This is a genomic window from Streptomyces sp. NPDC031474, from assembly GCF_055581185.1.
In genome coordinates this window covers 158,832-181,039 of sequence record NZ_JBVIJX010000020.1, presented here as the reverse complement: position 1 = coordinate 181,039, position 22,208 = coordinate 158,832, and the positions used below count along the sequence as shown (strand labels likewise).

Sequence of the window (22,208 nt, the reverse complement as noted above, 5' to 3'; positions counted from 1 at the left end):
GATGACGGCGGGCGGCCCCTTCAGTCCAGATAGCCCCGCAGCTGGTCCGCGAAGGCGTGGTCGCGGAGTTTGCTGAGGGTCTTCGACTCGATCTGCCGTATCCGTTCGCGCGTCACGCCGAAGATGCGGCCGATCTCCTCCAGGGTGCGCGGGCGGCCGTCGGCGAGGCCGTAGCGGAGCTGGACCACCTTGCGCTCGCGCTCGCCGAGCGTCGACAGCACGGCCTCCAGGTGCTCGCGCAGCAGCAGGAACGCCGCCGACTCGACGGGGCTGGTCGCGTCGCCGTCCTCGATGAGGTCGCCGAGGGCCACGTCGTCCTCCTCGCCCACCGGGGCGTGCAGGGAGACCGGTTCCTGGGCCAGCCGCAGCACCTCGCCGACGCGCTCGGGCGCCAGGTCGAGCTGGGCGGCGACCTCCTCGGGGGTCGGCTCGTAGCCGCGTTCCTGGAGCATGCGGCGCTGGACGCGGACGACCCGGTTGATGAGCTCGACGACATGGACGGGGACCCGGATGGTGCGGGCCTGGTCGGCCAGCGCCCGGGACATGGCCTGGCGGATCCACCAGGTGGCGTACGTGGAGAACTTGTAGCCGCGGGCGTAGTCGAACTTCTCGACCGCCCTGATCAGGCCGAGGTTGCCCTCCTGCACGAGGTCGAGCATGGTCAGCCCGCGCCCGATGTACCGCTTGGCGACGGACACCACGAGCCGCAGGTTGGCCTCGATCAGCCGCCGCTTGGCCATCCGGCCCATGACGACCAGCCGGTCGAGGTCGAGGGCGAGTTCGCTGTCCAGGTCGGATGCGCCGCTGAGCTTCTCCTCGGCGAACAGGCCCGCCTCCACGCGCCGCGCCAGCTCTACCTCCTCGGCCGCGGTGAGCAGCGGGATCCGGCCGATCTCGCGCAGGTACTGGCGGAACAGGTCCGAGGAGGGGCCGCTGTTGTCGGCGGCGCGGGCGCGGGGCGGTACGACGGGCTCGGGGGCCTCTTCGAGAAGCTCGGCAGTCGGCTCGACCTCCTGTTCGGCGTCCTGCTCGGCGTCCTGCTCGGCCTCGAGCTCGCCCGCCGTCGCCGGCTCCGCCTCCGGTTCCGTCTCGGCTTCCGTCTCCGTCTCCGTCTCGGATTCCGTCTCCGGGTGGTGCGCGGCACGCTGCTGCGGCGGGACCGCGACGAGGACGTCGGTCTCGGCGTCGGCTTCCGCGCCGTCGGCCGCGCCGGTGGTCTTGCCGGTGGTCGTGCCGTTCGTACTGTCGGCAGTGCGGTCGGTGTGGGTCAGGGTCTGGGTCTGGGTCTGCACGGGGGCGACCTCCAGGATGATCGCTGCTGAGGTGAGCAGCAGCGGTACTACGGGGGCGGAGTCGGCGACCACGCCGCTGTCGTCCGGGATCGGCCGCGCTCCGAGGACTCAGGCACCGCAACCCAGTGTGGAGTACGACACATCACCGCCACGAGGGGCGTGCGGTGACTTTTTGCGTCCGACCCGTGACCGGCACGCGGTCACGGCCGTAAACCCAGATGCCCGTGCCACCCCTGGTCTGGGACGATGCGCCGGTGTCCGCCTCCCTGTACGAAACACATGTGACGGTCCGCTGCCCCGGCCCGACCGAGTCGCGGCGGCTGCGCCGCTGGGCGGCCGCGGCCGGTCTCAAGCTGACGCACATCGTGCTGGCCCGTGGCCGGATGCGCGAGCAGCCCATGCTCACCCTGTCCGGTTCCCGGACCTACGCCGAGGAATCCGCTCGGGCGCGGGGCGTGGTGGCACGGCTCGTGGCGGACGGCTTCCACCCCGTGCGCGTGAAGATCGAGTCGACGCCGTGGGCTCCGGAGGTGCCGCGCGAACCGTGCGGCGGCGGGCAGTACTTCGAGCACCACCTGAAACTGCTGCTCGACGCGGACGCCGACCTGACCTCGCTGGCGGCTCGGGTCGTCCCGTACGGCGCCCATCTGTCGTGGAACGCACGGCGGGTGGCCGGGGGTGGGCGGCACGAGCGGTTCGTGACCCAGCGGTGCCACGGGGTGGACGCCGAGGGGGCGCGGCGGGCGCTGGAGGAGTTGCTGACGGAGTTGCGGGTGTTCGACGTGCTGGATGCGGAGCGGGAGTTCGTGCTCCACGACAGTGACCTGTCGGTGGACGACGGGTGGATCGAGGAGACCGTGGGCGTGCGAGGGGTGCGGGGATGAGCGGGTCGTGGCAGGACTGGAAATGGTCGGGCGGCGAGTCGCCCAGGGAGCCGCTGGACGACCGGGCACGCCTGGCCCAGCAGCTTCCGCGCACCGTGCGGACCGTGCCGGGCGAGGAGGTGACGCAGCGGCTGATCTTCGACCCGGCCATGAAGCAGTACCCGAACGCGTACCGCGCCGCCGACCCCGCGTTCGCGGACCCGGCGAAGACCGAGGCGTGGCGGGTGGCGCGGCGCGGGGCGCTGGACCTGGTTCTCGCCGCGATCTCCGACTCGGAGTGGGTGGACTCGCTGGTGCTGCGCGGCAGCGTGCTGATGTCGGCGTGGTTCGGGGGCGCCGCCCGCGAGCCGGGTGACCTGGACTTCGTCGTCGTACCGCAGCAGTGGAGGATCGACGACCCGCGGACGGCCCGGATGCTCGACGCGATCGCGGCGGCGGCCGAGGCGCTGGCAAGCGCGCGCGGGCCGCAGCTGGGGATCTCCGCGGCGGGCGCGGCGGTCGAGGACATCTGGACCTACGAGCGGGTGCCGGGCCGCCGCATGGTGCTGCCGTGGTCCGCGCCCGGGCTGCCCGGCGGCCATGTCCAGCTCGACTTCGTCTTCAACGAGAAGCTGCCCGAGGCGCCCGATCCGGTGGAGCTGCCGGGCGGGTCGGTGCTGCTCGCGGCGACCCCGGAGCTGTCGCTGGCCTGGAAGCTGATGTGGATCATCAACGACATGTACGCGCAGGGCAAGGACCTGTACGACGCGGTGCTCCTCGCCGAGCGGTATCCGCTGCCGTACGAACTGCTGCACGAGGTGTTCCGGCTCTCGGGCGAGTGGCCGGTCCCCTCCCGCGAGAAGATCCTGTTCGAGGACGTGGTCGAGGGGGTGGGATACGTCGAGTGGAACCACTTCGTCGACGAGTACCCGCAGTTCAGGGACGACGAGCGGGAGTTCGCCGAGCGGCTGGTGCGGGCGGTGGGGTCGACGTTCGAGGGGCGGTCAGAGGGCGGCGGCGCCGTGCTCTCGTAGGGCCTGGTCATACTGCTGCAGCACCCACAGCTCGTTCTGTACGGCGGCCAGTTGGGCGGGGTCGCCGCCTGCGCCCAGTCGGGTCAGCTGGGACTGGACGTCGCGGATGCGGCGCTCGACGGCGCGGCGGCGGACGGTGACCAGTTGGGCGCCGGCGTACATCTCGTCCACCGTCTTGCGCATGATCGGCTCGACGGCGAGTTCGGTCACCATGGCGCGGACGGTGTCGTCGGGGGCGGCCTCGCGGACGCGGATCAGGTACTCCTGGCCGTCCTGCACGCCCCACTCGGCGCCGCCCGCGTCCAGGACCGTCTGGCGTACGGCCGCGTAGGGGGCGGCGGTGAACTCGTCGACGCCGTACGCGTCGAAGGCCGGGGAGACCAGCTCCGGGCGCTGCAGGGCGAGCTTCAGCAGCTCGCGCTCGGTGGCGTAGACGGGGTTGCGGAGGGTGAGGGCGGGGCCGGCGGTGGCGGGGCGCGGGGCGGCGTCGTACTGCTGGCGGCTGCGGCTGCCCGGCGCGGGACCCTTGCCGCCGCCGTCGCGGGCCCAACGGGCCAGCTGGGCGACCCGCTTGACGACGAACTGGGTGTCGAGGATGCCGAGCATGCCCGCGAGCTGGACGGCGACCTCGTGCTGGGCGCCGCTGTTCTTGATGCGGGCGACGATGGGCGCCGCCTCGTCCAGTGCTGCGGCGCGGCCGCCCGGGGTGTCGAGGTCGTAGCGGACGACGATCTGGCGCAGCGCGAACTCGAAGAGCGGGGTGCGGGGTTCGGCGAGGTCGGCGACCGCCTCGTCGCCCTTGGCGAGGCGCAGGTCGCAGGGGTCCATGTTGTCGGGCGCGATCGCGATGTACGTCTCGGCGGCGAACTTCTGGTCGTCCTCGAAGGCGCGCAGGGCCGCCTTCTGGCCGGCCGCGTCGCCGTCGAAGGTGAAGATGACGCGGGCCGATCCGTTGTCCATGAGCAGCCGGCGGAGGATCTTGATGTGGTCGTTGCCGAAGGCCGTGCCGCAGGTCGCGATGGCTGTCGTCACCCCGGCGAGGTGGCAGGCCATGACGTCGGTGTAACCCTCGACGACGACGGCCCGGCTGGTCTTGGCGATGTGCTGTTTGGCGAGGTCGATGCCGTACAGCACCTGGGACTTGCGGTAGATCGCCGTGTCGGGGGTGTTGAGGTACTTGGGCCCGTTGTCCGCCTCGTAGAGCTTGCGGGCGCCGAAGCCGACGACCTCCCCGCCGATGTCGCGGATGGGCCACATCAGGCGGCCCCGGAAGCGGTCGATGGGGCCGCGGCGGCCCTCCTGGGCGAGGCCGGACAGGAGCAGCTCCTTGTCGCTGAAGCCCTTGCCGCGCAGGAAGCGGGTGAGGTGGTCCCAGCCCTGGGGGCTGTAGCCGACGCCGAAGTGGACGGCGGCGGCCTGGTCGAAGCCGCGCTCGGCGAGGAAGATCCGGCCGGTGTCGGCCTCGGGGCTGGTGGCGAGCTGTTCCGCGTACCACTCGGCGGCGATCTTGTGGGCCTCGACCAGGCGGATGCGTTCGCCGCGCTGGTGGGAGGGGTTGTAGCCGCCCTCCTCGTAGCGCAGCGTGATGCCGGCCTGGCCGGCGAGGCGCTCGACCGCCTCGGAGAAGGTGAGGTGGTCGACCTTCATCACGAACGTGATGGTGTCGCCGCCCTCCTGGCAGCCGAAGCAGTGGAAGAGTCCCTTGCTCGGACTGACCTGGAAGGACGGCGACTTCTCGTCGTGGAACGGGCACAGCCCCTTGAGGTTGCCGCCGCCCGCGTTGCGCAGCTGGAGGTACTCGGACACCACGGCGTCGATCGGGACCGCGTCCCGTACCGCCTTCACGTCCTCGTCGTTGATCCGTCCAGCCACGAGGTGATTCTACGGGGCGGGGCCGACACTCCCGGGGCCGCTACGAGGCCAGGTCCTCCAGGGGAACGTGCGGGTCGGCCAGCGCCTCCGTGTTCACGGGGGTTCTCGACGTGATCAGCTTCTGGATCGGCTCTGTGACGTCCCACACGTTCACGTTCATCCCGGCCAGCACGCGGCCCTCCTTGACCCAGAACGCGATGAACTCCCGCTTGCCGGCGTCACCCCGGATCACCACCTCGTCGTACGTCCCCGGCGGCGCCCACCCGCTGTACTCCATGCCCAGGTCGTACTGGTCGGAGAAGAAGTAGGGCACGCGGTCGTAGGTGACGTCCTTGCCGAGCATCGCGCGGGCGGCGGCCGGACCGCCGTTCAGCGCGTTGGCCCAGTGCTCCACCCGCAGCCGGGTGTCGAAGAGACCGTGCGGGAAGGACGCGACGTCGCCGGCCGCGTGGATGTCGGGGTCGGAGGTGCGCAGCTGGGCGTCCACCGAGATGCCGCCACCGTGGGCGCGGTCGGCGAGGGTGAGGCCGGCCGCCTCCGCGAGGCCCGTGCGGGGGGCCGCGCCGATCGCCGCGAGGACGTCGTGCGCCGGGTGCTCCTCACCGTCGTCGGTGCGGGCGGCGAGGACCATGCCGTCCTGGCCGACGATCTCGGTGAGCCGGGCGCCGAAGTGGAAGCGGACGCCGTGCTCGCGGTGCAGGTCGGCGAAGAGGCCGCCCAGCTCCGGGCCGAGCACACCGTGCAGCGGGGTCGGCTCCGGTTCGACGACGGTGACCTCCGCGCCGTACTCACGGGCCGCCGCCGCGATCTCCAGGCCGATCCAGCCGCCGCCGGCGATCACGATGTGGCCGTTGTCACGGCCGAGGGCGGCCAGGACGCCCTTGAGCCGCTCGGCGTGCGCGAGCCGCCGCAGGTGGTGCACGCCCGCCAGGTCGGTGCCGGGGATGTCCAGCCTGCGCGGCTCGGCGCCGGTGGCCAGGAGCAGCTTGTCGTAGTGGACGAGCGTGCCGTCGTCACCGAAGCGGACCGTCTTCGCGGTGCGGTCGATCGCGTCGACGGTCTGGCCCAGGTGCAGCTCGATGTCGTTCTGCGCGTACCAGGCGGGCTCGTGCACGAAGACGCTCTCGCGCGTCTCCTTGCCGAGCAGATAGCCCTTGGAGAGCGGCGGACGCTCGTAGGGGTGGTCGCGCTCGTCGCAGATCAGTATCACGCGGCCGGTGAAGCCCTCCGCCCTCAGCGTCTCGGCCGCCTTCGCGCCGGCCAGGCCTCCTCCGACGATGACAAATGTCTGATCCGCGTCGACCACGTGATGCCTCCTCGTAAGCGTGCCGCCACATGCGAGCGTCCCGCACGCAGCGTGATGGGGGAAGGGGGACGTGCCCGATCAAGGCACGCCGGGGCTCGTTCGGGCCCGTTTGGGCGCACCCGACCCTCCCTCGGTCAGGGTCCAACCGGTCAGGGTGTCGTCTGCCCCGTCAGACGGGCGTGAAGCGAGCGGGCGGAGGCGTCGGTGAGGGAGGCGATCTGGTCGACGACGACCCGCTTGCGGGCCCGGTCGTCGGCGGCCCGGTCGAACAGCGCGCGGAACTGGGGGTCGAGACCGTCCGGGGCGCGCGCGGTGAGCGCCTCGGCGAGCTCGCTGATGACGACACGCTGGTCGGCGCGCAGGCGTTCCTGCTCGGCCCGCTGCATGACGTACCGGTCGGCGACCGCCTTGAGGACCGCGCACTCCAGGCGCGTCTCGTACGGGACGACGAGTTCGGCGCCGTAACGGGTGAGGCGGCCCGCGCCGTGGCGCGCGCGGGTGGCCGACTCGGCGGCGAGGCAGAAGCGGCCGATGAGCTGGCTGGTGGCGTCCTTCAGGCCGGCCTGGGCGACCGCCGTGCCGTCGTAGCCGTGCGGCCACCACTCCTGGTCCAGGAGACGGTCCAGGGCGGCGGCGAGTTCGGCCGGATCGGTGTCGTCCGCAACGTAGCGGCCGACGGCGACCCGGAAGACCTCCTGGCGTTCCGGCTCGGCGTGCAGGCAGCCCGGGTCGATGTGTCCCGCGTGCAGGCCGTCCTCCACGTCGTGCACCGAGTACGCCACGTCGTCCGCCCAGTCCATGACCTGCGCCTCGAAGCACGTGCGCGTGCCCGGGGCCTCCTTGCGGACCCAGTCGAAGACCGGCCGGTCGTCCTCGTACACACCGAACTTGCGGGACGCGGGGTCCGTGGGGTGGGCGCCCCGGGGCCACGGGTACTTGGTGGCGGCGTCGAGGGCGGCCCGGGTGAGGTTGAGGCCGACGGAGCCCTCGGCGGTGAAGCGCTTGGGCTCGATGCGGGTGAGGAGACGCAGTGACTGGGCGTTGCCCTCGAAGCCGCCGCAGTCCTGCGCGAAGTCGTTCAGGGCCTGTTCGCCGTTGTGGCCGAACGGGGGGTGCCCCAGGTCGTGGGAGAGACAGGCCGCCTCGACCAGGTCGGGATCGCAGCCCAGGGCCGCGCCGAGCTCGCGGCCCACCTGGGCGCACTCCAGGGAGTGCGTGAGGCGGGTGCGGGGCGTGGCGTCCCAGGCGTCGGTGCGCTCTCCCGGGGTGACCACCTGGGTCTTGCCGGCGAGTCTTCTGAGCGCCGAGGAGTGCAGGACGCGTGCGCGGTCTCGTTGGAAGGCGGTACGGCCGGGGCGTTTGTCGGGTTCGTGCGCCCAACGTTCGGTTGACGGCGGGTCATAGGGCATGTTTCGACAGTAAGCGGCGGTACTGACAATTGGGCGCCTACTCGACTGCCGGGTTCGGTGGTTTGGCGGCCACAGGCCGGATGTGGTCGCTCGCGCCCCTTTTTTAGGCGGCGTTGCTCTTGCCGTCTGCCTGCAATGCCTGGTCGTAGCGGTGGAGCAGGAGGTCGGTCATCGCGGGGTGGGTGCCCAGCGGAGCAGATGCGATCCAGGGGGCCGCCTGCGCGCATTCCGTTGCGAAGCGGCCGGGGGCCGTGAAGTAGGAGGCGACGGCCACCCTTTCCCGGCCCCTCGCCGCCAGTGCGCGCAGGGCCGTGGGGACCGTCGGGGTCGCTGTGGAGGCGTACGCGGGGATCACCGGGACGCCCAGGCGGTGGGCCAGGAGGTGGGCGGTGCGGCGGGTGTCGACGGCCGAGTCGGGGTCGCGGGAGCCGGCCGCCGCGAGGACCACCGCGCTCGTGCGGCGTTCCGCGTCCGTCAGGTCCGTGCGCCAGCCCGCCTCGACCAGACGGCTGTGGAGCGTCTCCACCAGCAGGGGGTGCGGGCCGAGCGGGGCCGCCACGCGCGTGCGTACCCGAGCCCTGGCCGCCATCTCGGGGATGTCCCGCTTGACGTGGTAGCCGCGGGCCAGCAGCAGCGGGACCAGGACGGCGTCCGTCGTGTCGTGGGCGTCGAGGTCGGCGAGGGTGTCCGTCAGCAGGGGCTCGTTGAGCTCGATGTGGCCGAGGTGGACCGGCAGGCCGGGACGCTGCTCGCGGACGCGGTCCAGGAGCGTGCGGACGGTGCTCAGGGCGCGCGGGTCGCGGCTGCCGTGGGCGACGACGACCAGCGCGGGCGGGCCGGGTCGCCGGCGGCCGTCGAGGTGGACGAGGCTTGGCTGGCTCATGCACCGATCGTGACGGCCCGAGGTTGCACCGCCGTTGCCTGACCGTCACGAGTTCTTTCCGGGGGTTCACGGCGGGCGGGGCGGCGGTGTGAGATGCCGCTCGAACGCGGAAGCGACGCGGGAGGCGAACCGGATTCGAACCTGGATCGACCTGGATCGAACCGGATCTCTGTTCGCTGCGTCTTCCCAGGCCGAAGGGGTTGTCGACCCGGGGGGACACCGTATGAACATCCGTCGACCGCGGCTGCCGCGCACCCGTGCGGGACGGCGCCGGCTGGTGCAGGCCGTGATGGCGGGGTGTGTGCTGGCGCTGCTGCCGTCCACCTGGATGTGGGTGACGACGGCGGACCGGCTCGGTACGACGGCGGACGCGCCGCGCACCGAGGTCGCCGTCGTGTTCGGCGCGGGTCTGTGGGACGGCGAGCCGTCGCCGTATCTCGCGCACCGGCTGGACGCGGCGGCCACGCTGTACCGGGAGGGTCGGATCAAGGTCGTGCTCGTGACGGGCGACAACAGCCGCAAGGACTACGACGAACCCGACGCGATGCGCACGTACCTGACGAAGCACGGGGTGCCCGATGCGCGGATCGTCAGCGACTACGCCGGTTTCGACACCTGGGACTCCTGCGTCCGCGCCAAGAAGATCTTCGGCGTCGACCGGGCCGTACTGATCAGCCAGGGGTTCCACATCCGGCGGGCCGTCGCCCTGTGCGAGGCGGCGGGCGTGGACTCGTACGGTGTCGGCGTCGCCGCCAAACACGACGTGACCTGGTACTACGGGGGCGCCCGGGAGGTCCTCGCGGCCGGCAAGGCGGCCCTGGACGCGGTGTTCGAGCCGGACCCCCGGTTCCTCGGGCCGAAGGAGCAGGGCGTGACGAGGGCGCTGGCGGACGGCCGGTAGCGCGCGAGGCGGACGCCTCACGGTGGGCCGGGGTCGGGCGGGAGGGCACCACCACACCGCCGTAACAGGAGACCGCACGGGGTGTAACACGGCCGACGCACGCTGAGGCGTATGCGGACCACCTCGACACCCACCCACTGCCCGTACTGCGCCCTGCAGTGCGGGATGGCCCTGTCGCCCCTGCCCACGGGGGGTGTCGAGGTGGTCGAGCGCGCGGACTTCCCGGTGAACCGGGGCGCGCTGTGCGGCAAGGGCCGTACGGCGGCTCAGGTGCTCTCGTCCCGGGTGCGGCTGACCTCCCCGTTGGTGCGGTCCGGCGACACGCTCGTGCCGGCCACCTGGGAGGAGGCGCTCGACCGGATCGCCGGGGAGCTGGCGCGTGTGCGGGACGTGCACGGGGCCGACGCGCTCGGGGTGTTCGGCGGGGGCGGGCTGACGAACGAGAAGGCGTACACGCTCGGCAAGTTCGCGCGGGTCGTGCTCGGCACCTCGCAGATCGACTACAACGGGCGCTTCTGCATGTCGTCCGCGGCGGCGGCCGGCATCAAGGCGTTCGGCCTGGACCGGGGGCTGCCGTTCCCGCTGGAGGACATCCCGAGGACGGGGTGCGTGATCCTCGTCGGGTCGAACCTCGCGGAGACCATGCCGCCCTCCCTGCGGTTCTTCAACGAACTGCGGGAGAACGGCGGCACGTTGATCGTGATCGACCCGCGCCTGACGAAGACCGCCGAGCAGGCCGACCTGCATCTCGCGCCCCGGCCCGGGACGGATCTCGCCCTCGCCCTCGGCCTGTTGCACCTGATCGTCGCCGAGGGACGGGTCGACGAGGAGTACGTGCGGGAGCGGACCGTCGGCTGGGAGGACGCGCGGGCCGCGGCCATGGCGCACTGGCCCGAGTACGTGGAGCGGATCACGGGGGTGTCCGTTCCACAACTGAGGGAGACAGTGCGGCTGTTCTGCGAGCCCGAGACCGCGATGGTGCTCACCGCGCGCGGACCCGAGCAGCAGTCCAAGGGGACCGACACGGTCGGCGCGTGGATCAACCTGTGCCTGGCGACGGGCCGGGCGGGACGCCCGCTCAGCGGCTACGGCTGCCTCACCGGGCAGGGCAACGGGCAGGGCGGGCGCGAACACGGCCAGAAGGCCGACCAGTTGCCCGGCTACCGCAAGCTGGACGACCCGGCGGCCCGGGCCCACGTGGCCGAGGTGTGGGGCGTCGACCCCGACTCACTGCCCGGGCCGGGACGCAGCGCCTACGAGCTGCTGGACGCCCTGGGCACGGACATCCGCTCGCTGCTGCTGATGGGGTCCAACCCGGTGGTGTCCGCGCCGCGGGCGGCCCATGTCGAGGAACGCCTGAAGTCCCTTGGTTTCCTTGCCGTCTGTGACGTCGTCCTGTCGGAGACGGCGGCCCTCGCGGACGTCGTCCTGCCGGTCACCCAGTGGGCGGAGGAGACGGGGACGACGACCAGCCTGGAAGGGCGGGTGCTGCTGCGCCGGCAGGCGATCACCGCCCCGGAGGGCGTGCGCAGCGACCTGGAGGTGCTGCACGAGCTGGCGGCCCGGCTGGGCGTCGAGAAGGGCTTCCCGACCGAGCCCGAGGAGGTCTTCGAGGAACTCCGGCGGGCCAGCGCGGGCGGCATCGCGGACTACTCCGGGATCAGCTACGCGCGACTGGCGGAAGGAGCGGGCGAGGGCGTGTTCTGGCCCTGCCCAGCAGAGGAGAAGCCGGACACGGGGGGCGTGGCGGACGCTGGGGCGGTGGGTGACGCGGGGGCCGCTGGGAACGCGAGGGCCGTGGCGGACGCAGGGGGCGCAGAGAACACTGGGGGCGTGGGGGACGCCGGGGACGGGGCGGACGCAGGGAACGCAGGGAACGCAGGGAACGCGAAGACCGTGGCGGACGCGGGGGGCGCAGAGAACGCTGGGGGTGTGGGGGCCGCCCGGGACGGGGTGGACGCGGGGGCCGCTGGGAACGCTGGGAACGCGAAGACCGTGGCGGACGCAGGGGGCGCAGAGAACGCTGGGGGTGTGGGGGCCGCCCGGGACGGGGTTGACGCCGGGAACGGGGTGGACGCCGGGAACGGGGTGGACGCCGGGGGCGGGGGGCGGGGCGAGCGGAGGCCGGCCGGTACGCCTCGGCTCTTTCTTGAGCGGTTTGCCACGCCGGACGGCCGGGCTCGGTTCGTGCCGGTCACGCACCGGCCGGCCGCCGAGGAAACGGACGACGACTACCCCGTGCTGCTCACCACCGGGCGGGTCGTCGCGCAGTACCAGTCCGGCGCGCAGACCCGGCGGGTGGACGAGCTGAACGCCGCCGCGCCCGGCCCGTTCGTCGAGCTGCACCCCCGTCTCGCGGCGCGGCTCGGGGCGGCCGAGGGCGACCCGGTGGCGGTCGTGTCCCGGCGGGGGCGCGCCGTCGCACCCGCCCGCATCACCACCAAAATCCGCCCGGACACCGTCTTCATGCCGTTCCACTGGCCGGGCGAGGGCCGCGCCAACACCCTCACCAACCCGGCGCTCGACCCGACCTCGCGCATGCCGGAGTTCAAGGTGTGCGCGGTACGGGTGGAGAAGGCGGCGGCTCTCTAGGACGGGTCGCGGGGCAGGCGCAGGGCCAGGCCGTCCAGGACGACCTCCAGGCCGTAGGTGAACTTGTCCTCGCGCAGTGCCACCGGGTCGCTCGCCCCGGCGGCGCTTACGGCGTACTCGTCGGCGAGGTGGTCGTAGGGGGCGGCGGCCTGCTGGGCGGCGGGCATCAGGCGGGCGATGAAGTCGACCTCGCTCTCGCCGGAGCGGGCGACCGTGGTGAGCCAGGCCGCCTCGGTGGTGCTGACGCCGATGACGTAGCTGAGCAGCGGCTCGATCGCGCGGCCCGGCTCCTCGAAGCCGGCGGCGGTGAACAGGGCGGCCAGGCTCTCGGAGAAGGCCATCAGGTTGGGGCCGAGGTAGGCGAGGCCGGCCTGGCCGAGGACCGAGGACAGCCAGGGGTGCCGTAGCGCCGTCGCACGGAAGGAGGCCGCGGCCTCCGTGACGGCGGCGCGCCAGTCGGGGCCGTCGGCGGGCGGGACGTGGATCTCGGCGGCGACCTCGTCCACGGCCAGCTCCATCAGCTCGTCCTTGGTGGCGACGTGCCGGTAGAGAGAGGTCGCGCCGGCGTTCAGGCGCGCGCCCAGCTTGCGCATGCTCAGCGCCTCGATGCCGTCGGCGTCCAGCATCGCGACCGCCTCGCGGACGATCGCGTCCTGGCTGAGCGCGGGCTGGTCGGGCTCGCGCTTCTGCCGGGTCCAGACGGACGCGACGGGCTTCGGGTTCTTCGTCTTGGCGGCCATGGCTTCACTCCCGGCGATCCGACGGCATGGGGCGTACATCGTGCGCCTCAGCGTACAGAGTTCGGCGCTTGCGCACACTGTTCCGCCGTGCGTACAGTGTTCGCAACGGACGGAACACCGTACGCAGCCCGTTGAGAACGCCGAATTCGCTCAAGTCGCTGAAGTCACTCAAATCGTTGAAATCGCCGAAGTCATCGAAAGGACCGGACTTCCCATGTCGGAAACCCGCAGCCCACGCCGTTGGTGGATCCTCGTCGTGCTGTGCCTGAGCACGCTGGTCCTGACGATCGACAGCATGGCGCTGACCGTCGCGGTGCCCTCGATGACCGAGGACCTCGGCGCGAGTGCCCAGGACACGCAGTGGATCCTCGACTCCTACATCCTGGTCTTCGCCGGCCTGCTGCTGACCTCCGGAAGCCTCGGCGACCGCTTCGGCCGCCGGAAGGTGATGCTGACAGGCCTGCTGCTCTTCGGGGCGGCCTCACTGGCCGCGACGATCTGTACGAACCCCGGTGAGGTGATCGCCGTCCGCACCGCGATGGGCGTCGGCGGGGCGCTGATCATGCCGTCCACCCTCTCGATCCTCATCACCGTCTTCGACGAGGAGGAGCGCGGCAGGGCGATGGCGGCCTGGGGGTCGGTGTCGATGCTGGGCCTGGTCGGCAGCCCCGTGCTCGGCGGTGTCCTGATCGACCACTTCTCCTGGCACTCGATCTTCTTCATCAACGTCCCCGTCGTCGTGCTGGCCGTCGTCGCCGCCGTGGTCCTGATGCCGGAGTCGAAGGCGCCCTGGCAGAAGCCCGACCCGCTGGGCGCGGTGCTCTCCGCGGTCGGCATGACCGCCCTGGTGTGGTGGATCATCGAGCTCCCGCAGCACGGCGCCTTCGGCGGCCGCTCCACCGTCAGCCTCGTGGTCGCCGTCGTCGGTCTGGCCGGCTTCGTGATCTGGGAGAACGTCAGCTCCGCCCCGATGGTCCCGCTGGTCCTCTTCAAGCACCGCAACTTCAGCGGCGGTTCGCTCTCGCTGGCCCTGGTGCAGATCGGCAACGGCGGTCTGCTGCTGGTCCTCACCCAGTACCTGCAGTTCGTCCTCGGCTACTCCCCCGTCAAGGCGGGCCTCGCCTTCCTGCCCCTGGCCGTCGCCGCGCTGATCGGCAACGGCATGGGCGCCAAGTTCGCCGCACAGTACGGCAACCGCTACGTGATCCTGTCCGGCATGCTCGTGATGGTCGCCTGCTTCGCCCTGCTGACGACGGTCGACGCCGACTCCGGCTTCACCGTCCCGGCGATCGCCCTCGGGCTGCTCGGCCTCGGCGCGGGTCTGGCGATGCCGGCCGCGGTGGGCGCGCTGATGGGCACCATCCCCGCGGACAAGGCGGGCGTCGGCTCGGCCCTGAACGACACGATCCAGCAGGCCGGCACGGCTCTGGGCATCGCGATCCTCGGCTCCCTCCTCACCAGCGGCTACGCCGCCGAGATGCCGGCCGACGCCCCCGAGGCGGCCCGGCAGTCCATCGGCGGGGCGCTGGCGGTGGCCGGCGGGGACCAGGCCCTGGTCCGGGCGGCCCGGGAGGCCTTCACCGCCTCGATGACGACGACCTTCACGGTCAGCGCGATCGGTGTGCTGGCGGCGGCGGTCCTGGCCACCCTGGTGATGCGCGACCGCAAGCCGGAACAGCCGACGGCCTCGCTCGACACGCCGGTGGAGGAGCAGGAGCTGGTCGCCTGACCGGCTGGACGCCCGTACCGAGAAGGCCGGCACCCCGCGGGGGCGCCGGCCTTCGGCACGGTCGTCAGCCGGTAGGCGGTAGCCGGTAGCCGGTAGCCGGTAGCCGACGGTCGTCAGCCGGCTGCCGTCCAGCCCGGGATCGCGGGCAGTACCTTCTGCGCGACGCGCAGCAGTGCCGCGTCGTCCGGACGGATGCTGTCCTGGCGCCAGATGGCGAGTTCGTAGGAGCCGCCGCCGTCCTTGGCGTCCGGGGCGACGACCAGGGTGCGGGCGATGCCGCCGGGGGCGGTGTCGGACTTGCCACCGCCGAGGTTGAACTGGATGGCGATCGTCCGGCCCGAGTAGAGCACCGCGGGGTGGCCCAGGATCGTCTTCTTCTCCGCCTCGCTCAGCAGGTCCTCCATCCCGCCGACCGGGAAGTCGTCGTAGGACCGTGAGAGCTGCACGGTGTAGGTGTCCAGCTGGACGGTCCCCTCGGGGGTCTGAGTCTCCGAGCCGTCCATCTCGATCGAGCCGTCACCGCCGTAGGCGCTGCGCGCTTGCTCCCGCGGAGTGCCGAGGAGCGTCGGCAGGTCCGCGCGGTTCAGCGCCGTGCACAGCTGGGTTCCGGAGACGCGGTGCGCCGCCCTCGCGGCCCGGTCGGCCTTCTTGTCCTTGTCGTCGGCGGTGCAGGTCGCCGGCTTGTCGGCGGCCTTGGCGTCGTTCTTCTGGAGCACGAACAGCCCGCCCCCGAGCGCCCCGACCACGACCAGCGCCGCGATGGCCTGAGCCCATGCGTTCGGGCCCTTCTCGGGCGCGGCAACTTCCTCGACCATGTCCCCCATGTCCCCTATTACCCCCGGTACTGCCTGCTCGCGCGGGATGCGCGCTGGGGGAGCGTAGCGGGTGATCCAGCCACGCGGAAGAGAGTTATTCGGGCGACGCCGGGCTGTGACGTGCGTACGCTCCGCTTCCGGAGGTGCGCCATGGGAATGTCCCTGCTCTACCAGGTACTCGAGCCGTTGCCGGACGCCGTGAGCGCGCTGCGGCGTGCCCGTGGGCTGCTGGACACGTTCGCGGAGTGGGCCGAGGAGCCGTTCTCTCCCGAGGTCGGGCCGGTCGTGACGGTCGATCAGTTCCACTACGCGCGGCGTTACTTCACCTGGGGTGAGGTCGGATGCTGTGACGGCAGACCCCTTCCGCCGGACGGACTGGCGGAGTTCTGGCACGTGCTCGCCCGAACGGACGCGGTGCGCGGTCGCGACGCCTACGGCGTGGAAGTCGAGTTGCGCCCCGAGATCGCCGAGGTGTGGCCCCTGATCGAGGAACGGGGACTGCAACTGGCCCTGCCCGGCTGGAGCACTCCCCCCTTCAAAGGGCGCGGGCCCGACGAGTTCTGCCCGGAGGCGGAGTTGGACCTCATGGTCCAGGCCGTGGGCCCGCTGGGATTCGACGTGTCCTGGGAGGGGAGTCTGCGCGGCCTGCCCTCGTCGAAGCTCTGCGGAGTGCAACTCTGCCTCAACAGTGTGTGGACCGACCAGTGCGCCGAACCCGCCCCCGGAACCCACGCGGTCTACCTCTCCATAGGCACCCGCAACCGCGACGTCCAGGAGGAATGGCTCGACCGGACCGGGCTGAGCCTCGGCCCGGCGGTGGTCGGCTGGTAGCCGCGGCGACCGCGTGGGGTTTGGGGGCGGGACGCCTCAGGACTTGAGTTCGGCGTCGGTGTAGTAGCCGCCCGCGACCAGGACGTACTCGTAGTTGCTCTTGTCGACGGTCGTCGGCTGGAGCAGGTAGGACGGCACGGTCTTGACGCCGTTGTTGTAGGCCCGTCTGTTGTTTATCTTCGGCGTCTTGCCGGTGAGGATGTCGTCGACCATCTCCGCGGCGACCCCGGCGAGGAGGCGGAGGTCCTTGTAGACGGTCTGCGACTGCTCGCCCTTGATGATCGACTTCACCGAGGCCAGTTCGGCGTCCTGACCGGTGATGATGGGCAAAGGCTTGTTTCCGGAGCCGTAGCCGTCCTCCTTCAGCGCCTTCAGGACGCCGATGGAGATGCCGTCGTACGGCGACAGGACCGCGTCGACCGTCTTGGTGCTGTACGACGCGGAGAGGATGCCCTCCATGCGCTTCTTCGCGGTGGGGCCGTCCCAGCGCAGGGTGGTGACCTGCTTGAGCGCGGTCTGGCCGGACCGGATGACCAACTGCTTGTTGTCCAGGTACGGCTGGAGGAGGTGCATCGCGCCGTCGAAGAAGTACTTGGTGTTGTTGTCGTCGGGGGAGCCGGCGAACAGTTCGATGTTGAACGGGCCCTTGCCCTTCTCCAGGCCGAGCTTGTCGATGATGTAGCGGGCCTGGAACCGGCCGACCTGCTCGTTGTCGAAGGAGACGTAGTAGTCGACGTTCGGGGTGCCGAGGATGAGCCGGTCGTAGGAGATCACCGGGATCTTGGCGGCGGCGGCCTGCTGGAGCACGCCGTTCAGCGACCTGTTGTCGATGGCCGCGATGATCAGCGCGTCGACACCCTCCTTGATCAGGCCCTCGATCTGGGAGACCTGGGTTTTCGGGTCGTCCTCGCCGTAGAGCAGCTTGGCCTGGTATCCCTCGGCCTTCAGGTCGCTGACCACGCTCTTTCCGTCGGTGAGCCAGCGCTCGGAGGCCTCGGTCGGCATGGCGATGCCGATGGTGCCGCCCGCCTTCTTGGCGCTGCCCGTGGTGCTCTCGCCGCACGCGGACAGGGTGAGGGCCAGAGAGGCGGCTCCGGCGATCGTGGCGAGCGCCGCTCTTCGGTTGCGCATGGTGATCGTTCCTCGTTCTTCTCGTCGTTGAGAGGGTGACGGCGTAACCGCGGACCGGACTCAGGGGGATCGGTGCGCCGCGGCGGATCCGCACACGGTCGCCGACGTCGTCAGGGACGTGGTGCGCACGTTCAGGCACGGGGAACAGGCGGCGGGTCGCGCTGAGACGACTGCGGGTCGGAACACCTGGGCATACGTCAGACCGCGCCATGGCGTGCCTGTCGCGTATGTACCGATTCCGGTGGTGCGCAGTGCGCTTGCCTTTCAGCCGTTCGAAATACCGTCACATGGTCGCAAGTTTGGCGCGAGATTAGGAGCGGGCGTGCAGGGTGTCAACGGTCCGCACAGAAACGGTTTCGGAAAGTACAGAAAACAGCACGGTGACGACACAGCGGCCGCCCCGGTCCCGAGGACCGAGGCGGCCGCGTCACATGCCCAGGAGCAGGTCGTCGGCGGGGTCAGTTCACGTTGACCGCGCTCCAGGCCGCCGCCACCGCGTTGTACTCCGTGCTGCCGTTGCCGTAGAGGTCCTTCGCCGCGTTGAGGGTCGCCGTCCTCGCGCCCGCGTAGTTCGTGGAGGACGTCATGTAGACCGTCAACGCCCGGTACCAGATCGCGCCGAGCTTGTCGCGGCCGATGCCCGTCACCGTGGAACCGTTGTATGTCGGCGAGTTGTACGTCACGCCGTTGATCGTCTTCGTGCCGCTGCCCTCGGCCAGCAGATAGGCGAAGTGGTTGGCGACGCCCGAGGAGTAGTGGACGTCGAGGTTGCCGACCGAGCTGCTCCAGTAGTCGGCGGAGTTGCCGTCCTTGCTCGGCTTGTCCATGTAGCGAAGGGCGTCCCGGCCGAAGCCGGAGCGGACTATCTTCTCGCCGATGAGGTAGTCGCCGGGGTCGGAGGAGTTGCCCGCGTAGAACTCCACCAGGGAGCCGAAGATGTCGGACGTCGCCTCGTTCAGGCCGCCCGACTCGCCCGAGTAGGTCAGCGCGGCCGTCTTGGACGTCACTCCGTGGGACATCTCGTGTCCGGCCACGTCCAGGGCGACCAGCGGGCCGAGCTGGGTGCCGTCACCGTCGCCGTAGGTCATGCAGAAGCAACTGTCGTCCCAGAAGGCGTTGTTGTAGCTGTTGCCGTAGTGGACGCGGTTGTAGGAGCCCTTGCCGTCGTTGCCGATGCCGTTGCGGCCGTGCACGTTCTTGTAGTAGTCCCAGGTCACGTCGGTGCCGTACTGGGCGTCGACGGCGGCCGTGGAGCGGTCGGCGCTCGCGCCCGTGCCCCAGTGGTTGTCCGTGTCCGTGAACAGGGTCGCGGGGGCGCGGCTGATGCAGATGCCGAAGATGCACAGGTCGGTCTTGTTGGCCGCGTCACCGGTGTAGGTGTTGCCGCGCGTCGGGTCCTTGAGCTGGTACGTCGAGCCCGACAGGGTCGTCTCCAGCGGGACCGTGCCGCCGTACAGGGACTTGCCGTCGCCCGTCGCCGTCTCGATGGTGTCCCAGGCGTCGATCTGCGCGCCGGTGCGGGCGTCGGTGAGCACCGCGCGGGCGACCGGGTTGCCGAGCGAGTCCAGGGCGACGACGTTCGTCCGCCAGGCCAGCTTCGGGGCGCCGTGCAGGGCGTCGACGACCAGCTGCGGCTTGGCCTTCACCTGCTTGAGCGTCTCGCCCAGGTTGGCCGCGCGCAGGGCGTTGACGGCCACGTCGGCGGCCTTGGGCGCCGACAGCTTCGGCGTGATGCTCGCGAGCGAGATCGCCGCGCGCGTCGCCCGGTTCGCGCTGCGGTAGCTGCCGTCGGGGGCCAGATGGACCACGAAGTCCCCGCCCAGGACGGGGAGTTGGCGGTAGGTGCGGTCGTAGCGGATGTGCTGGGCGCCGTCCTTGTCGACGACCACGTCGCGGACGGAGGTGCCCTGCACGGAGGTGAGGCCCAGGGCCGCCGCGTGGTCGGCGAGGGCCGCCGCCGCGTTGTCCAGGGCGGTGGCCCGGGTCGGCCTGTCGGCCGCGTCGGCGACCGGGGAGAGTACGGCGGCCAGGAGCGTGGCCGTGGTGGCGGCGATGCCGGCGGTGGCGAGACGGGAACCTCTCACGTGCTGCCGTATCCGACTCATCAGTGTCTTCGGTCTCCTCGGGAAGGCGCCGTGGGGGGCGCGCGTGGGGGTGCTTGGGGAGTGGCGCTGATGTGGTCCTGGCATTCAAGAGGGCCTGACATGTCATGTCCATAGCGCCAACGCGAGAGACCGGTGTGGGGGCCGTGAGGGGAGAGAATCGTTTCTGTGACCGCCCCTGAACTCCCCTTCTTCGTCTACGGCACGCTCCGCCCCGGCGAGGTCAACCACGACGCCTTCCTGCGCGGCCGCACCCTGCGCGAGGAGCCGGCCCGGCTCAGCGGCGCGGTGCTGTACGACGGCCCCGGCTACCCCTACGTCGTCGAACAGCCAGGCGCCGCGGGCGCGTCCGTCGTCGGGGAGCTCGTGACGGCCCTCCCGGCGGCGTACGCACGGCTGCTCGCCGAGCTCGACCGGCTGGAGGAGTACCGGCCGGGCGACCCGCGCAACCTCTACGAGCGCGTCGAGCGGTCGGTGCTCGGCGAGGACGGCTCGACCCCCGTACGCGCCTGGGTGTACGTCGCCGCGCCCGCCGTCGCCGCCCGGCTGCGGGCCCGCGGGAAGCCGATCGAGGGCGGGGACTGGCTCACGCGGGGGTGACCGACTCGCGCGGGGGTGACCCACTCGCGCGACGGTGGCCGGTCACCCGTTCACACCCTCTTCGGAAGCTTTTCCGCACTTTGCCGCCCGCACGGCGATGACCTGGTGAAACGCAGGTGACGGCAGCCGTACGTCGTCGAATCTGACACCCATTCATCCCATTCCTGACGCGACATCAGCAAGCGCGCACTCGCCACTGCGACTTACCTCGGAAAGGCAGAGAACCTCAGAAGATCCCGAAGACCTCGAAGACCTCGACGGCCCCGAAGGCCCCGAACAGCTCGTGAGGAGCACCGATGCGACGCACCACCCGGCTGCTGACCGGTACCGCGCTCGCCGTCACCGCCGCGGCCGGCTTCGCCGGACCCGCCCACGCGGCCGGCTCGCGGGCCGGAAACCTGGAGGTGTACCCCTCCATCGCGGTGCCGGGCGGGCAGGTGTCGGTGAACACGGCGGCGTGCGGGAACGGTCATGGGGCGGCGGGCGACGCCGGCGCGGTGGGCGCCGGTCGTTTCACGCTCGCGCCCAGCGCGCACGAGGGCGAGGCCGCGGGCCGGTTCCAGGTGCCGCCCAGCGCGCAGCCGGGGACGTACGAGATCGTCGCGGAGTGCGGCGGGGACGGGCGGCGGATCACCGGGGACCTGGTGGTCACGCTGGCCTCGGACCGGCAGCCGACGGCTCCGCGCGGAAGTGTGAAGACGGGGGTCGGCGGCGCGCTGGGCACCGACCCCGTACAGACCGCGGCCGGTGTGGCGGCTCTCGCCGTCGCCGCCGCGGGCGGTACCTGGCTCCTGCATCGCCGGGCGAGAGGCGACGGGTTCTGACGGACACCCTCCGCTGTCCGTCAGCAGGTACCGCATGTCCCCTCCCCCTCCGGGTCCGACGCCCCTCGCGGCCCGGAGGGGGCTCGGGGCCCGTCACCGAGAGGAGTTCCACGATGCGCCGCGAAGTCGGCAACACCGCGATAGCGGCCGTCACCGCGGTCGCCCTGTGCTCCGGCGCCTGGCTGCTGCACAGCGGCGCCGAGACGCACCCCCCGCCGCAGCCGTCCGCGGCCCAGGCCCGCTCGGGAAGCACGGACGTACGCTCCGTCGCCGCCCTGCCGCCGTCCCCGCCCATCCGCATCCGCATCCCCGCGATCAGGGTGAACGCCCCCATGATGGGCCTGGGTCTGACGGCCGGCGGCAGCCTCGCCGTGCCGCCGCCCGGGAGGAAGAACCTCGCCGGCTGGTACGAGGCCGGCGCCACCCCCGGAGAGACCGGCACCGCGATCGTGGCCGGCCACGTCGACAACGCCGACGGCCCCGCCGTCTTCTACGACCTCGGCGCGCTGCGCAAGGGCAGCACCGTGGAGGTGGACCGGCGCGACGGCAGCGCGGCCCTGTTCACCGTCGACGCCGTCGAGGTGTACGAGGCCAGCCGCTTCCCCGACGAGAAGGTGTACGGCGCGGCCGACCGGCCCGAGCTACGGGTGATCACCTGCGGCGGCGGCTACTCCAAGTCGACCGGCTACCAGGGAAACGTGGTCGTCTTCGCGCACCTCACCGGGAGCCGCTGAGCACGGTCGTGGCGAGCGTCCGGGCGATCGTCCGCGCGCAGTCCAGCGCCTCGCTGTGCGTGGTGTCGACCTCCAGGTCGTAGACCACGCCCAGGTGCACGAGCTCCGCCTGCCGCTCGGCCATCCCCCGCACCCGGTCGCCGCGCACGATCTCCCGCCCCGCGGCCACCGCGGCCTCGCACCGGACGCCCACCCACAGCACGTCGAGTCCGTCGAGGACCTTGCGCCACCCCTCCTGGGACTGCGCGCCGCCGAGGAAGACATCGTCGATGATCACCCGGGCGCCGGCGTGGACCATCGCGGCGATGCCCGTCGCCCACGCCGCCTGCAGCGTCATGAACGCGTCGTCGACGTTCACCTCGCCGTCCGCGGCGAGCTCGATCCCGGCGCCCGCCCCGGGCATCGCCTCGATCAGCGAGTCGACGCCGAAGGCCAGCCAGGGCTCCGGCAGAACCTCCTGCAAACACCGCACTATCCCCGACTTGCCGGAGCTGGAGCCGCCGTTCAGCACGATCACCTGAGTCGTCACACGCGTCGTCACGCGGGTCAC

General features: G+C 71.6%; 19 protein-coding genes. 9 read left to right on the top strand and 10 right to left on the bottom strand.

The window, feature by feature from the left end; all coding sequences use genetic code 11:
• Positions 1-20: 20 nt before the first annotated feature.
• On the bottom strand, positions 21-1,364 hold the full coding sequence (locus tag ACZ5SK_RS36820) for an RNA polymerase sigma factor (protein WP_443041289.1): 1,344 nt from the start codon (positions 1,362-1,364) through the stop codon (positions 21-23).
• A gap of 146 nt (positions 1,365-1,510) precedes the next feature.
• Between ACZ5SK_RS36820 and ACZ5SK_RS36815 the strand changes: the two genes are divergently transcribed.
• A complete protein-coding gene (locus ACZ5SK_RS36815) occupies positions 1,511-2,176 on the top strand; it encodes a hypothetical protein (RefSeq protein WP_334580024.1) in 666 nt (221 codons plus the stop codon).
• Positions 2,173-3,189, top strand: coding sequence for a nucleotidyl transferase AbiEii/AbiGii toxin family protein (locus tag ACZ5SK_RS36810; protein ID WP_468577063.1), 1,017 nt, complete (start codon positions 2,173-2,175; stop codon positions 3,187-3,189). The genes ACZ5SK_RS36815 and ACZ5SK_RS36810 overlap by 4 nt, the downstream gene beginning before the upstream one ends.
• Here the strand turns inward: ACZ5SK_RS36810 and dnaG are convergent.
• From dnaG to ACZ5SK_RS36790, 4 genes are all read right to left on the bottom strand, one after another.
• The gene (gene dnaG, locus ACZ5SK_RS36805) at positions 3,160-5,061 is read right to left on the bottom strand and encodes a DNA primase (RefSeq protein WP_334580022.1); all 1,902 of its coding nucleotides are present in this window, start codon (positions 5,059-5,061) and stop codon (positions 3,160-3,162) included. The genes ACZ5SK_RS36810 and dnaG overlap by 30 nt on opposite strands.
• Before the next feature lie 40 nt (positions 5,062-5,101).
• Positions 5,102-6,367 (bottom strand): NAD(P)/FAD-dependent oxidoreductase, encoded by a 1,266-nt coding sequence (locus ACZ5SK_RS36800; RefSeq protein WP_361706739.1) that lies wholly within the window; start codon positions 6,365-6,367, stop codon positions 5,102-5,104.
• A gap of 149 nt (positions 6,368-6,516) precedes the next feature.
• The gene (locus tag ACZ5SK_RS36795) at positions 6,517-7,776 is read right to left on the bottom strand and encodes a deoxyguanosinetriphosphate triphosphohydrolase (RefSeq protein ID WP_334580020.1); all 1,260 of its coding nucleotides are present in this window, start codon (positions 7,774-7,776) and stop codon (positions 6,517-6,519) included.
• Between the two features lie 103 nt (positions 7,777-7,879).
• Positions 7,880-8,659 carry a sirohydrochlorin chelatase gene (locus tag ACZ5SK_RS36790; protein ID WP_334580019.1) on the bottom strand — a complete coding sequence of 260 codons (780 nt, stop codon included), beginning with the start codon at positions 8,657-8,659 and terminating at the stop codon, positions 7,880-7,882.
• Between the two features lie 223 nt (positions 8,660-8,882).
• Between ACZ5SK_RS36790 and ACZ5SK_RS36785 the strand changes: the two genes are divergently transcribed.
• Positions 8,883-9,560, top strand: coding sequence for a SanA/YdcF family protein (locus ACZ5SK_RS36785; protein WP_334580018.1), 678 nt, complete (start codon positions 8,883-8,885; stop codon positions 9,558-9,560).
• Between the two features lie 111 nt (positions 9,561-9,671).
• The gene (locus ACZ5SK_RS36780; protein ID WP_468577059.1) at positions 9,672-12,152 is read left to right on the top strand and encodes a molybdopterin oxidoreductase family protein; all 2,481 of its coding nucleotides are present in this window, start codon (positions 9,672-9,674) and stop codon (positions 12,150-12,152) included.
• On the opposite strand, the gene ACZ5SK_RS36775 is transcribed toward ACZ5SK_RS36780, so the two are convergent.
• A complete protein-coding gene (locus ACZ5SK_RS36775; protein ID WP_334580016.1) occupies positions 12,149-12,892 on the bottom strand; it encodes a TetR/AcrR family transcriptional regulator in 744 nt (247 codons plus the stop codon). The genes ACZ5SK_RS36780 and ACZ5SK_RS36775 overlap by 4 nt on opposite strands.
• Positions 12,893-13,106: 214 nt before the next feature.
• Between ACZ5SK_RS36775 and ACZ5SK_RS36770 the strand changes: the two genes are divergently transcribed.
• The gene (locus tag ACZ5SK_RS36770) at positions 13,107-14,621 is read left to right on the top strand and encodes an MFS transporter (protein ID WP_334580014.1); all 1,515 of its coding nucleotides are present in this window, start codon (positions 13,107-13,109) and stop codon (positions 14,619-14,621) included.
• A gap of 113 nt (positions 14,622-14,734) precedes the next feature.
• Here the strand turns inward: ACZ5SK_RS36770 and ACZ5SK_RS36765 are convergent, their stop codons facing one another.
• Entirely contained in the window at positions 14,735-15,436 is a 702-nt protein-coding gene (locus tag ACZ5SK_RS36765; protein WP_361706727.1) for a DUF6215 domain-containing protein, read from the bottom strand.
• A 150-nt stretch (positions 15,437-15,586) separates the two neighbouring features.
• On the opposite strand from ACZ5SK_RS36765, the gene ACZ5SK_RS36760 reads away from it, so the two are divergent.
• Positions 15,587-16,267, top strand: a complete 681-nt coding sequence (locus ACZ5SK_RS36760) for a hypothetical protein (RefSeq protein WP_334580012.1) — start codon at positions 15,587-15,589, stop codon at positions 16,265-16,267.
• A gap of 36 nt (positions 16,268-16,303) precedes the next feature.
• On the opposite strand, the gene chvE is transcribed toward ACZ5SK_RS36760, so the two are convergent.
• Together chvE and ACZ5SK_RS36750 are read right to left on the bottom strand one after the other, a co-directional pair.
• Positions 16,304-17,398, bottom strand: coding sequence for a multiple monosaccharide ABC transporter substrate-binding protein (chvE, locus tag ACZ5SK_RS36755; protein ID WP_334580011.1), 1,095 nt, complete (start codon positions 17,396-17,398; stop codon positions 16,304-16,306).
• A gap of 458 nt (positions 17,399-17,856) precedes the next feature.
• On the bottom strand, positions 17,857-19,503 hold the full coding sequence (locus ACZ5SK_RS36750; RefSeq protein ID WP_334580010.1) for a M4 family metallopeptidase: 1,647 nt from the start codon (positions 19,501-19,503) through the stop codon (positions 17,857-17,859).
• A gap of 165 nt (positions 19,504-19,668) precedes the next feature.
• On the opposite strand from ACZ5SK_RS36750, the gene ACZ5SK_RS36745 reads away from it, so the two are divergent.
• The 3 genes from ACZ5SK_RS36745 (at position 19,669) to ACZ5SK_RS36735 (ending at position 21,658) form a co-directional block, all read left to right on the top strand.
• Positions 19,669-20,100, top strand: a complete 432-nt coding sequence (locus ACZ5SK_RS36745) for a gamma-glutamylcyclotransferase family protein (RefSeq protein ID WP_334580009.1) — start codon at positions 19,669-19,671, stop codon at positions 20,098-20,100.
• A 296-nt stretch (positions 20,101-20,396) separates the two neighbouring features.
• Positions 20,397-20,924, top strand: a complete 528-nt coding sequence (locus ACZ5SK_RS36740) for a hypothetical protein (protein ID WP_334580007.1) — start codon at positions 20,397-20,399, stop codon at positions 20,922-20,924.
• 113 nt (positions 20,925-21,037) lie between these two features.
• Positions 21,038-21,658, top strand: coding sequence for a class F sortase (locus tag ACZ5SK_RS36735; protein ID WP_334580006.1), 621 nt, complete (start codon positions 21,038-21,040; stop codon positions 21,656-21,658).
• On the opposite strand, the gene cpt is transcribed toward ACZ5SK_RS36735, so the two are convergent.
• The gene (gene cpt, locus ACZ5SK_RS36730) at positions 21,642-22,187 is read right to left on the bottom strand and encodes a chloramphenicol phosphotransferase CPT (RefSeq protein WP_334581357.1); all 546 of its coding nucleotides are present in this window, start codon (positions 22,185-22,187) and stop codon (positions 21,642-21,644) included. The two genes, ACZ5SK_RS36735 and cpt, sit on opposite strands and share 17 nt — an antisense overlap.
• Between the last annotated feature and the right edge of the window lie 21 nt (positions 22,188-22,208).

Bases quoted from the DNA above. Each gene is read 5' to 3' on its own strand.
- ACZ5SK_RS36815 (WP_334580024.1), top strand. From the start codon at position 1,511: ATGCCCGTGCCACCCCTGGTCTGGGACGATGCGCCGGTGTCCGCCTCC.
- ACZ5SK_RS36810 (WP_468577063.1), top strand. From the start codon at position 2,173: ATGAGCGGGTCGTGGCAGGACTGGAAATGGTCGGGCGGCGAGTCGCCC.
- ACZ5SK_RS36795 (WP_334580020.1), bottom strand. From the start codon at position 7,776: ATGCCCTATGACCCGCCGTCAACCGAACGTTGGGCGCACGAACCCGAC.
- ACZ5SK_RS36790 (WP_334580019.1), bottom strand. From the start codon at position 8,659: ATGAGCCAGCCAAGCCTCGTCCACCTCGACGGCCGCCGGCGACCCGGC.
- ACZ5SK_RS36785 (WP_334580018.1), top strand. From the start codon at position 8,883: ATGAACATCCGTCGACCGCGGCTGCCGCGCACCCGTGCGGGACGGCGC.
- ACZ5SK_RS36780 (WP_468577059.1), top strand. From the start codon at position 9,672: ATGCGGACCACCTCGACACCCACCCACTGCCCGTACTGCGCCCTGCAG.
- ACZ5SK_RS36775 (WP_334580016.1), bottom strand. From the start codon at position 12,892: ATGGCCGCCAAGACGAAGAACCCGAAGCCCGTCGCGTCCGTCTGGACC.
- ACZ5SK_RS36770 (WP_334580014.1), top strand. From the start codon at position 13,107: ATGTCGGAAACCCGCAGCCCACGCCGTTGGTGGATCCTCGTCGTGCTG.
- ACZ5SK_RS36765 (WP_361706727.1), bottom strand. From the start codon at position 15,436: ATGGTCGAGGAAGTTGCCGCGCCCGAGAAGGGCCCGAACGCATGGGCT.
- ACZ5SK_RS36760 (WP_334580012.1), top strand. From the start codon at position 15,587: ATGGGAATGTCCCTGCTCTACCAGGTACTCGAGCCGTTGCCGGACGCC.
- chvE (WP_334580011.1), bottom strand. From the start codon at position 17,398: ATGCGCAACCGAAGAGCGGCGCTCGCCACGATCGCCGGAGCCGCCTCT.
- ACZ5SK_RS36750 (WP_334580010.1), bottom strand. From the start codon at position 19,503: ATGAGTCGGATACGGCAGCACGTGAGAGGTTCCCGTCTCGCCACCGCC.
- ACZ5SK_RS36740 (WP_334580007.1), top strand. From the start codon at position 20,397: ATGCGACGCACCACCCGGCTGCTGACCGGTACCGCGCTCGCCGTCACC.
- ACZ5SK_RS36735 (WP_334580006.1), top strand. From the start codon at position 21,038: ATGCGCCGCGAAGTCGGCAACACCGCGATAGCGGCCGTCACCGCGGTC.